This is a genomic window from Colwellia sp. C1TZA3, assembly GCF_007954265.1.
Lineage (GTDB): Bacteria > Pseudomonadota > Gammaproteobacteria > Enterobacterales > Alteromonadaceae > Cognaticolwellia.
On the sequence record NZ_VOLS01000081.1, the window covers coordinates 1 to 11,406 of the forward strand.

At 39.7% G+C, this 11,406-nt stretch carries 8 protein-coding genes; 7 read left to right on the forward strand and 1 reads right to left on the reverse strand.

What is annotated here, in order from left to right:
- Nucleotides 1-325: 325 nt before the first annotated feature.
- The 6 genes from ESZ39_RS16195 (at nt 326) to fadD (ending at nt 7,388) form a co-directional block, all read left to right on the forward strand.
- Nucleotides 326-2,278 carry an ATP-dependent DNA helicase gene (locus ESZ39_RS16195; RefSeq protein ID WP_146880966.1) on the forward strand — a complete coding sequence of 651 codons (1,953 nt, stop codon included), beginning with the start codon at nt 326-328 and terminating at the stop codon, nt 2,276-2,278.
- A 380-nt stretch (nt 2,279-2,658) separates the two neighbouring features.
- On the forward strand, nt 2,659-3,345 hold the full coding sequence (gene tsaB / locus ESZ39_RS16200) for a tRNA (adenosine(37)-N6)-threonylcarbamoyltransferase complex dimerization subunit type 1 TsaB (protein ID WP_146880967.1): 687 nt from the start codon (nt 2,659-2,661) through the stop codon (nt 3,343-3,345).
- 186 nt (nt 3,346-3,531) lie between these two features.
- Nucleotides 3,532-3,939, forward strand: a complete 408-nt coding sequence (locus ESZ39_RS16205; protein ID WP_146880968.1) for a hypothetical protein — start codon at nt 3,532-3,534, stop codon at nt 3,937-3,939.
- 42 nt (nt 3,940-3,981) lie between these two features.
- Nucleotides 3,982-4,635 carry a M50 family metallopeptidase gene (locus tag ESZ39_RS16210; protein ID WP_146880969.1) on the forward strand — a complete coding sequence of 218 codons (654 nt, stop codon included), beginning with the start codon at nt 3,982-3,984 and terminating at the stop codon, nt 4,633-4,635.
- 65 nt (nt 4,636-4,700) lie between these two features.
- A complete protein-coding gene (locus ESZ39_RS16215) occupies nt 4,701-5,564 on the forward strand; it encodes an alpha/beta fold hydrolase (protein ID WP_146880970.1) in 864 nt (287 codons plus the stop codon).
- Between the two features lie 168 nt (nt 5,565-5,732).
- Entirely contained in the window at nt 5,733-7,388 is a 1,656-nt protein-coding gene (fadD, locus tag ESZ39_RS16220; protein ID WP_146880971.1) for a long-chain-fatty-acid--CoA ligase FadD, read from the forward strand.
- 267 nt (nt 7,389-7,655) lie between these two features.
- On the opposite strand, the gene ESZ39_RS16225 is transcribed toward fadD, so the two are convergent.
- Complete coding sequence (locus ESZ39_RS16225) at nt 7,656-8,393, reverse strand: YciK family oxidoreductase (protein ID WP_146880972.1); 738 nt, start codon at nt 8,391-8,393, stop codon at nt 7,656-7,658.
- A 279-nt stretch (nt 8,394-8,672) separates the two neighbouring features.
- Between ESZ39_RS16225 and ESZ39_RS16230 the strand changes: the two genes are divergently transcribed.
- Nucleotides 8,673-11,093: a VolA/Pla-1 family phospholipase gene (locus tag ESZ39_RS16230; protein WP_146880973.1), complete on the forward strand. Its 2,421-nt coding sequence runs from the start codon at nt 8,673-8,675 to the stop codon at nt 11,091-11,093.
- Nucleotides 11,094-11,406 lie beyond the last annotated feature (313 nt).

Consider the following 11,406-nt stretch of genomic DNA (forward strand, 5'->3'; position numbering starts at 1 on the left):
TTAAAATGAATAACTACAGCGTTATAAAATTTATAAGGTGAATAACTACTGACTAAATTTTATGCCTTGTATTTATCCATTTTTCCTCATGAAAAAGTAGATCACTTAATTAATCAAATTGGTATTACTCCGTGCTTATTTTCCATTTTACCCTCCACCTTACTCTTAATTTTATCCAGTATTTTATTTTGTCTTCAATGCTCTTTAATTAACATTATATAAGCTGGTTTATTAGCTAAGCTTAGCAATATTTTTCTGCTGTTTTTTCTGTTATTTTTGTCTGTGATGATTATAATAAGCGCAAATTTATTAATGTCGTGCCTTTATGAGTGCTGTTGAACATGCGTTTTCACATCAAGGTGCTTTAGCAAAAGCTATTAATGGCTTTTCTCCACGCCAAGCTCAGCTAGATATGGCACTGGAAGTCGCTAAAGCTATCGAGCAAAAAAGCTCACTCATTGTCGAAGCGGGGACAGGTACGGGTAAAACATTTGCCTACTTAATTCCGGCGTTATTGGCTAATAAAGCCAATGCTGAAAACAATGCTGGGCAGAAAAAAATTATTGTTTCAACTGGGACAAAAAACCTCCAAGAACAATTATTTCATAAAGACTTACCGTTAATTCGCAAAGCGCTGACCAGTAATGCACAAGTGGCGTTATTAAAAGGGCGTGCCAACTATCTTTGTATATATCGTTTGGAGCAATATCAACAATCGCGTGGCCAACTTGACGCGCAAACATTGGCTGACTTTGTCAAAGTTCGATCTTGGGCTAATGGCACTCAAAGTGGTGATATTGGTGAGTTGGTTAATGTGACTGAAGGCTCGCCGGTATTTCCATTTGTTACCAGTACTGTTGATAACTGTCTCGCCAAAGATTGCCCTAATATTGAAAGTTGTTATTTAATTAAAGCGCGTACAAAAGCCATTGATGCCGATTTAGTGGTGGTAAATCATCATTTGTTTTTTGCTGATATGGTGTTAAAAGACAGTGGCTTTGGTGAGTTAATTCCTAAAGCTGATGTGATGATTTTTGACGAAGCCCATCAAATTGCCGATATTGCCAGTGAATATTTTGGCGAGGCGTTCTCTACTCGGCAGTTACTTGATCTTTGTAGCGATGTTTTACAGGTTTATAGAACAGAATTAACCGATGTAAAACAACTGGCCAAGGCGGCAGAAAAACTGTTAAAAACCAGTCAAGAATTTCGTCTACTTTTTAGTTACGATCCCGAGCGTGGCAATTGGCGAGAAAAACATCAACAACAGAAATTTGCTCATGCCTTTAGTTTATTAAAAACAGATTTAGACTTTCTTTATCAAGTGATCAAACTCTGTGTTTCGCGTAACGAGGCAATTGATCATTGCTTTGACCGAGCGTTAAATCTATTAACGCAATATGAAGTGATGGCCGATGTAAATGCCATGGGCATGAGCTTTTGGTATGAAACTACGCCGCGGCATGTTGTGCTACACAAAACACCGTTGTCAGTGGCCGATAAGTTTGGTACTTACGTAAAAGAGTCAGGTGCGGGTTGGATTTTTACTTCAGCAACACTGGCTGTTGATGGCGAATTTAAACATTTTTCTGGCCATTTAGGTATAGAACATTCGGCCAGTTTGTTACTTGATAGCCCGTTTGATTATGCGAAACAATCCCAATTAATTATTCCGCGTTATTTACCCGCAGCTAATGACATGAACCGAGCTAAAGCCTTAAGTGAGCTTGCAATACCCTTAATTGCCGCTAGTGCCGGTGCTTGTTTTATGCTATTTACCAGTTACCGTGTTATGCACCAAGTTGCCGAGTTATTGGCTGAGCGTATTGATAACCCACTGCTGGTGCAAGGACAAATGGGCAAACGTAAGCTATTAGAGCAATTTGTTGAGCAAGACAGTGCGGTGTTACTTGCTACGGCAAGTTTTTGGGAGGGTATTGACGTTAGGGGCGACAAACTCACCTGCGTTATAATCGACAAACTACCGTTTGCTTCACCCAATGATCCTTTGTTGCAGGCACGCAGTGAAGATGTAAAACGACAAGGTAAAGACCCGTTTGCTCAAATTCAATTGCCCCAAGCGGTTATTGCCTTAAAGCAAGGGGTAGGGCGTTTGATTCGCGATGTTAATGATAACGGCATACTGGTTATCTGTGATGACCGATTAGTTAATCGCCCATATGGAGAAGTTTTTCTGAAGAGTTTACCTGACATGAAGCGCAGTAGGGATATTAACCAAGCGGCAAAATTTTTAGCACAACTTGTTGAACGTGAGTAACGTTTGCGAAGATGATACCAATCTCACTAATCATCTGATCATGTCACCTGGTTAAAACAACTAACCACTACGCTATTTATTTAATCATTATCGCTGCATGGATGCCGCTTATTAGACAATGCAGGCGCCTATTGTCCTAAACAACACGTTATTAAAGTAAATGCCTTATATTTGATCTTTTTTCCTGTGTATAAAGTAGAGAACCTAATGAATGAAATTGGTATCAAATTTGCTCTAAAGCGCAGTTCACACTATTTGAGTTCACCCGATTGATGCTTTCAGAGGCAGAGTTCGCTGGCGTTAAAGTTTTCTGGGCTTAAGGTAAAATAATGTTAAACTCGCCAGATTAACATTAACAGTAATTTTAAAAGGTTTTTGACGTGAATTTTTTGGCCATTGATGCCTCTACTGAAGCTTGTTCAGTAGCAATTAAGTACAACGATAAACAATTTAGTGAGTATGAATTGTGTCCTCAGTCTCATAGTTTGCGTTTATTACCTATGATTGACAGCGTATTAAAGCAGGCTAATGTTAAGTTAACTGAGCTTGATGGTATTATTTTTGGTCAAGGACCGGGAAGTTTTACTGGTGTGCGTATTGGCATAGGCGTAACACAAGGTTTAGCTTTTTCCACACAATTGCCGGCGCGCGGTGTATCTACCTTACAAGCCATGGCTCAGCAAGCATACTTAGATAAAGGCGCCAATAAAGTTATTGCCGCGATTGATGCCCGTATGTCAGAAGTGTATACCTGCTACTTTGAAGTTGATGAACTCGGTATTATGCAGCCAAAAACCGAAGAAACGGTGTTAAAACCTGAATTTGTAGCCCAGTATTATAAAGACCTCGTATTACCGGCTTATGGCGTGGGAACAGGATGGGACGCTTATCCTGAATTGGCAGCATTAAAGTCCAATGTGGATTCACCTGAAATTTTGTTTCCAACTGCTTTAGCTATGTTAGCCATTGGACAAGTAGGTTTTACAGGGCATAGTGTTGATGCTGAACACGCCCAACCTAAATACGTTCGAGATACCGTGTCATGGAAGAAATTGCCTGGGCGATAAAGCAGACATCACCTTGTTTTTGGTTATGACTCTTTTTTATTGATTAATCTTTGATGAACATTTTTTCATACTCGCCGCTGCAATAGCTATAATTTACTGCTTATTAATGTAGTTTAGTTATTGCCTAGGTGATTTTTTGATGAAAAAAGGTTTTGACCTTAATGAAAAATTTGTTAAATTACTTTTATGCAAGTCAATAACTCTATCAATTTAACACCCCAAGCGACTGCCGCGTTAGGGAAGAATTCCTCCGTACCCGCTCAAGAGCAGCGTACTAAAGCACTTGCACGTGAAGCGCTTAGTAATGAAGAAAGTCAAAGCCAAAAGTCACAGCCCGACATTGATACCCGCCAACGCCTCGATATCGATGAACAAGCTATTGCACTTATCGAACGTGAGCAATTACAGTGGTATGACAGTCGTAACAACGCACAATCAAACAGTACGCAAGACAACCAGCAAAATGGCACCAATAGTCGTTACGATGCACCGCCTAGTCAAAATAAATTAGCGGTAGCTGCTTATCAGTCTATTGACACTATTGCTCAACGCGATAGCATTCAACAAATTTTTGGTGTTGATTTATTTGCCTGATTTATTGGAGAAAAACCATCGTTCCTCTGCTGAAAAAGCATCATGACCTTTAGCCATAAATTTCAATTTTGGCTGATGTTCATCGCCGCCATCATTATTTTACAATTGCCTTTTATTTCTATTCCGTTTAAATGGTTAGAAAGCTACTTTCATGAAATTAGTCATGGCTTAACCGCACTGTTAACCGGCGGCAGTATTGTACAAATTCAGTTGTTTCCTAATGGTGCGGGGCTTTGTACCACACGGGGTGGCTCAGCATTTTTTATCAGCTTAATGGGTTATGGCGGCGCAATATTGTGGGGATGTTTAATCTTTTATTTGGCTTCGAGTCATCGAAAAATAGCGCGGATTTTTTCTATACTACTAATAGGCTTGTTAGCGAGTAGTATTTTATTGTGGGTACGAGATCTATTAACTTTATCTATTGTTATCTTTTTACTTATGTTAGTTATAGCGCAACTAAAATATTCATCACAAAAGTATCTACAAATGTTATTACAATTAACTGGTTTATTGGTCTTAATTAATAGCTTAATGAGTCCACTCTACTTGCTGGATGGTCAAGCCAAAGGCGACGGTGCTGCTTTAGCCAATATGACTTATATTCCTGAAATAATCTGGATTGCTATCTGGTTTATGGCGGCATTATTGGCAACCTATCGACTCAGTAAAATATCGTTGCGTAGCACACGCTAGCTATCAGCAGATTATTGTGAGTATTTAACGTAAATGTACTCTCTTTAGACTTATAAAGGATTTTCATGGCAACTTCTGATGTATTTAAAACAGTGGAATTTGATGTCAACGGTCGAAAAATAAGTGGCATAAGTCATGGTGATGAGCAGGGGCGATTGCTATTGTGTTTGCATGGCTGGCTTGACAATGCCGCCAGTTTTCAACCGTTGATGCCGTATTTGTCAAACTATCATGTTATCGCTATTGATTGGCCTGGACATGGTTTATCTGAACACCGTGGCGTTGATGCTCATTATCACTTTTTAGATTGGGTCTATGACTTGCTCAGTTTATTTCGCTCACAGCAATGGCAAGCTATTGATATTATTGGCCACTCCATGGGAGGGATGGTAGCGTCTGCGTTCGCAGCAGCTTTTCCTGAGCATGTAAAATCATTAACACTGATTGACTCCATCGGTGTTTTAACCTCAGACGTAACAACCACAACCAAGCAACTACGCAAAGGCCTGTTAAGTCGTGTAACGCGAGATAATAAGGCTAAAAAATATCATACTAGTCTCAACTCTGCTGTTGCGGCCCGGGTGTTAGTGTCAGATTTAAGCACCGATAACGCCACTATTATTGTTAAACGCGGTATCAAGCAAACCAAGGCTGGCTTTATTTGGCGTGCTGATAGTCGTTTACGTTCAACCTCTCCTTATCGATTTACCCTAGCGCAAGCAGAGCAACTTGTTGCTGATATAAGTACACCAGTGCAATTGCTTTATGGTAGTAAAGGTATGGAAATGGTGGCTAAAGGTTTAAAATGCTTTGGCCCATTGCTTAAAACGCTACAGGTGCATAAGTTGACTGGTGGCCACCATGTACATATGGAACAAGCTGAGTATGCTGCTAAGCTTATAAATAGCTTTATTCATCAGCAAGATTAATTCACTTAGTCTAGATTTTTAGGGTGAATTTTAACCAATTTAACGCGATTAAATTTACTCATTATCCAGTTAATTTAAACAAGTGTTTAAATTAACTGGATCGACCAGTGAAAATTTGATAAAACGTGTCATTAAATTAAAAATAAAAATTTAAAGAGGAAAGGTACCGTGGAAAAAATTTGGCTTGAGAAGAGTTACCCTCCTGGCGTTCCATTTGAAATTGATCCTGATAAATACGCTTCAATTGTCGATATGTTCCATAAATATACCGAGGTTTATGCCGATAGAGCTGCCTTTATTAATATGGGGGCGCAGATTAGTTATCGTGAACTTGCTGAGCAAGCTACAACATTTGCAGCTTATTTACAGCAAGACTTAGGTTTAGTCAAAGGTGATAAATTTGCCATTATGGTACCCAATTGCTTGCAATATCCTATTGCACTATTTGGCGCCCTGTTAGCAGGTTTAACGGTGGTGAATGTTAACCCGCTATACACAGCACGTGAATTAGAACATCAATTAAAAGATTCCAACACCAAAGCGATTTTGATTATTCAAAACTTTGCCAGTATTTTGGAAAAAGTTATTGATAAAACACCGGTTGAAAAAGTTATTTTAACCTCGCTTGGTGATCGTTTAGGTACCGTTAAAGGTGCCATTGTTAATGGTGTTGTTAAGTACGTTAAAAAAATGGTCCCGGCTTTTAATCTTAAGAATGTTGAGCATTTTAATAAAGCTTTAGCCAAGGGAGAAAAATTAAGTTTTAGCCCGGTGACGCTGTGCGGTGATGATTTAGCCTTTTTGCAATATACCGGTGGTACAACCGGGGTTTCAAAAGGCGCAATGTTAACGCATCGCAATATGGTCGCGAATTTAGAGCAAGCTAAAGCGGCGATTAAACCGCAACTTGAAGAGGGTAAAGAGCTCGTTGTTACCGCTTTACCGCTTTATCATATTTTTGCTTTGACAGCGAATTGCCTGACATTTATTACGTTGGGAGGTACAAACTTGTTGATCACCAATCCGCGTGATATGCCAGGTTTTGTTAAAGAATTAGCAAAGTATGACTTTACAGCGATTACCGGTGTAAACACCTTATTTAATGGTTTATTGAACACGCCAGGCTTTAGTGAGCTAAATTTTTCTAACTTAAAACTATCACTAGGTGGTGGCATGGCGGTACAACGTCCGGTTGCCGAAAAGTGGGAAAGTGTGACTAAAACACGCTTACTTGAAGGTTACGGTCTGACAGAGTGTTCACCTTTAGTGACGATTTGTCCCTATAATCAAACACATTACAGTGGCAGTATTGGTTTACCTGCACCTTCTACCGATATTCGTATTGTGTTAGAAGATGGCAGCGACGCCAAGATGGGTGAAGCTGGAGAAATGTGGGTTAAAGGCCCGCAAGTAATGAAAGGTTATTACAATCGTCAAGAAGCAACTGATGAAATTTTAAAAGCAGGTTGGTTAGCCACTGGTGATGTCGCTTGTATGGATGAAAATGGCTTTTTAAAAATCGTTGACCGTAAAAAAGATATGATTATTGTTTCTGGCTTTAATGTCTATCCCAATGAAATTGAAGAGATAGTCATGAGTCATGAAGGTGTTTTAGAAGCTGCTGCTATTGGTGTTCCTAATGAAGCTTCTGGTGAAGCAGTAAAACTATTTGTTGTACGTAAAGACCTTAATTTGACTGAGAAATCATTAATTAAGCACTGTCGTGAAAACTTAACTAATTACAAAGTACCTAAATTTGTTGAGTTTCGTGATGAGTTACCAAAAACCAACGTTGGTAAAATATTACGACGTGAATTACGCTAATTTATATAGCGCTATGGCTTGTCATTAATCGGCCTTAAAGTTACATCATAAAAAGGCCAACAATTGTTGGCCTTTTTTATTGTTCATAATAAATTGTCTGTCGTGGGTATATTGTTGTAAAAGAGTGGCAATGTTCAGGTTGTTCTTAGCTATCTCAGTGATTGTGAGTTACCTCTTTGTAAGAAGCCAGTGCCACGTCAGTAAGACAACTACTTTTCTATTTGACAATACCACACTCTTAACTTGTTACATCGCAGGGTAAAAGCGTTATTGTGCGTTTATTCTTTGGCCGTTAACCGCTTTACTATCGTCTGCCATGATATAGACGTAAAGTGGCATGATATCTTTTGGTAAAGCAATTTCAGCTTTGTTTTCTGCCGGGTAGGCCACTGAACGCATATCGGTATTCGTTGCGCCGGGGTTCACTACATTGGTTCTAAGCGAAGTTTTTTCATATTCATCGGCAATGACCTGCATTAGTCCTTCTGTGGCAAACTTAGACACGCTATAAGCGCCCCAATAAGCTTTACCTTTATTACCAACACCTGACGAGGTAAATACTAACGATGCATTGTCAGCTTTGAGTAATACCGGTATTAATGCTTGTGCTAATAAAAACTGAGCATCGACGTTAACTTGCATAACGTCTTGCCAAATTTGTTGATTAATTTGGTTAAAGGGCGTTAACTCACCTAGTATTGAAGCATTAAGTAATGCCCCATCTAATTGACCAAATTGATTAACAATAGTGGCGGCTAAATCAATATAATTTTGTTTTGTTGCCCCTTTTAAATCTAGCGGTACAATAGCGGGCTCAGGATAGCCCTTTGCAAGTATTTCATCATAAACGGCTTCTAGTTTTGCAACGGTTCTTCCTAGTAAAATGACCGTAGCGCCTAGTTCAGCATAAGTTAATGCGGCTTGGCGGCCAATACTTGCACCGGCACCGGTAACTAAAATAGTTTTGTTGGCTAAAATTTGTGGTGTTATTGCGTAGTCAAACATAAGATTAATTTTTGAAAAAATTTGATAACAATGTTACTACTTTCACTGCTATGCTGACGAGTGTTTTCGTTAGTAATCTATATTTATGGAATAAAACTGTGAATAAATTAAAAAATCACTAGCACTTGACCTATTCTTGAGGTAAGTTTGACTGGTCGAACAAGTTGAATTTAATACTAGGATAAGTATAAAAATCAATGATAATAATGAAAAATAATAAAGATATATTTAGCTAATAGCTAAGTATATAAAATAAAGATTAGTCAGTGGGGAGATAAAATGAAAAAGTTAGTACTCAGTCTAGCAATAGCCAGCACATTAGGTTTAAGTGCTTGTCAAGACGAAACTATAACAGATGTTGAAAGTGAAGTAGTTGAAAACGGCACGGTCGTAACAGCCACAGCACGCGTTAAATTTGATCCAGCGGCCGGCGCTGCTGGACTTTCTATACCAAATGATTTGATTTTTTCTGGCACAGTTGATGGAACTTTAGAGATCCCTGTTGCCGATCCAACCGATGGTTCAGACCCTTTTGTTGCTATTAGTGCGCTTGACGGTTGGTCAATCTCTCAACCTTTCCCCCTCGCTATTGAATTTCCAGCGGGTACTTCTTTAGATGCCAGTAGTGCATCTGAACCTGGATCGGTAAGAGTTTTTGAAACTGTGATGGGCGGCGACGTCAATGACAGTGACTGCACCGCTGTAACACGTGGTTTGGCCTGTAAAGTTGTTGGTGAGCTTGTCTACATGCAAGACTTTGTCACGCAAAAGTCTGGCGACAATGTTTTGTTTGTCCCAACTCAGCCCCTTAAAGCAGAAACAACTTATGTCATGGTGATGACGAATAACCTTCGTGATAACAATGGTAAAGCGGTTGCTGGCTCTAGTACTTATGAATTAGCACGCCAAGACATCAAAACTTTACCTTTGGGTAACGAGTCGCAACTAGGCTTGCAAGCCGCGATTAATAGTTATGAAGCGGCTGTAGTGGCTGCAGGTGTTAATAGCGATACTATTATTTATAGTGCGGCGATGACGACACAATCAACTACGCGAGTATTAAGTACGGTTAAATCTTTAATGGCAGCTAGTGTACCGCAAATGGTAGCTAATGCTCAGCAAGGTACTCCAGCCATTGGCGTCGCCGATACGGGTATTTCAGTTGCGGACGTATTAGCGGGTAGAATTCCCGCTGAATTAGTACCGTTATATTCGGCAGCAAATTATATTCGTGGTTCAATTACACTACCTTATTACTCAGGCGTACCCTCTGCAGAAAATCCATTGGCACCGGTTAATGACTGGTGGCGTGCACGTTGTGACTCAGGTGCGACACTGGCCGGGTTAGCTGCAGCAAATCCAGCCGCAATTCCTGCTGGGGCATTAGATGCCAATGATGGTTTTTGTATGAATTTTGGCCTACGTGATTTAAGCTCAAGCTCAAATCCAGCGATAGCTACTATTGATACTGAACGCAATTTAACTAAGTTTAATCCCATTCCAGCCACAAGCGCGATGTTACCCATTGATGTTCAAATGACCACGCCCGATTTAGATTTTGCTAATGCAGTGCGTGAAAGTATGAACTTACCGGCCTTAGAAAAACCTGAGAATGGTTGGCCAGTAGCGATTTTAGTGCATGGTATTACCTCAACAAAAGAGCAAATGTTACCCATTACCGGTATATTATCTGTATTTGGTATAGCAACGGTTGCGATTGATCAGCCATTACATGGTAGTCGAGGTTTTGATCTAGATGGTGATGATGTTGATGATATTAATGCCAGTACTGTATCAACCTTACATTATGTAAATTTGGGTAGCATGTTAAGCATGCGTGATAACACACGCCAAAGTACCGCTGATTTATTAGGTTTGCGTTTAGGTATGAACTTTTTAGGCGGTGTTGACAGTGATAACAATCCAATAAAAATTGATAGCAGCAAAGTACACCTGTTAGGTCACTCTTTAGGTGGTATTTACGGCATTAATGCCGTTGGTTTAGCAAACACTGAGTTAAATCCACAAGTTGACGGTTTATTTAAAATTGCCAGTACATCTTTAGCAATGCCGGGTTTAATGTTAGCTAACTTTGGCTTGGATTCGCCAGCATTTGAAGGCTTAGCCAAATCTAACTTAACTTTACAGTTATCGCCTGACTTTAAAGCCGCGGTTGAGGCAACTTTACCGGCCGATTATAGCCAAGACGAATTAAGTGCCTTTTATTTTGCCTTTTATGACACTTTAACCATTGAGCAAAAAGCAACTTTAGATGGTGGCTTTGCGCAATTTACCTTTGCAGCGCAAACGGTGACAGATTCTGGCGACCCTATTGCTTATGTGCAAACACTAGCAGCGACTGAAACACCTACGCATTTAATTGAAGTCGTCGGTAATGGCGATGATAATCTATCAGACCAAACTGTAACAAACAGAGCACCGTTTACCCCTATGGGTGGCACTGAACCTGCTATTACTTTATTAGGCTTGCAAGGTGTTAGTGAAGACACTAATGGCTCAGGTGTGGTGAGGTTTGTTAATGGTCATCATAGTTCAATACTTGATCCTCGTCCTACTGCGGCTTCACCAGACGCTGCGTTAAGTGCTAGAGCAACACAAGAAATGCAATCGCAAGTGGCGGTATTCTTTGCGACGATGGGACAATTAATCAAAGTAACTGATACGGCAGTTGTACAGTAAACTGCAGATACAATTTTTGCTGAATATAACTTCTATGTTATTCACAGGATTGAGTTAAGTTAGCTTTAATTAAATACTGTTGCAGATATTGAAAATACTAACGGTCCTTATATAGGGCCGTTTTTTTTGCTGATATTTTAGTTGTCTTGCATCACTTTTAGTTTTGTAGCACTAATCAACTTGGTATAATACCAATCCCATTAAGTTATTGCTCACTTGTACTAGTTAAAATAGCTCAAGGCTGTGTTGCTCTCACTCCCAATAGCCAGCTATTGCTCAATCGAGCGCCTTACCTTGAATTATTTTTCCTGCG

Excerpts from the sequence above, each read along its gene's own strand:
- ESZ39_RS16195 (WP_146880966.1), top strand. The coding sequence starts at position 326 with ATGAGTGCTGTTGAACATGCGTTTTCACATCAAGGTGCTTTAGCAAAA.
- ESZ39_RS16205 (WP_146880968.1), top strand. The coding sequence starts at position 3,532 with ATGCAAGTCAATAACTCTATCAATTTAACACCCCAAGCGACTGCCGCG.
- ESZ39_RS16210 (WP_146880969.1), top strand. The coding sequence starts at position 3,982 with ATGACCTTTAGCCATAAATTTCAATTTTGGCTGATGTTCATCGCCGCC.
- ESZ39_RS16215 (WP_146880970.1), top strand. The coding sequence starts at position 4,701 with ATGGCAACTTCTGATGTATTTAAAACAGTGGAATTTGATGTCAACGGT.
- ESZ39_RS16225 (WP_146880972.1), bottom strand. The coding sequence starts at position 8,393 with ATGTTTGACTACGCAATAACACCACAAATTTTAGCCAACAAAACTATT.
- ESZ39_RS16230 (WP_146880973.1), top strand. The coding sequence starts at position 8,673 with ATGAAAAAGTTAGTACTCAGTCTAGCAATAGCCAGCACATTAGGTTTA.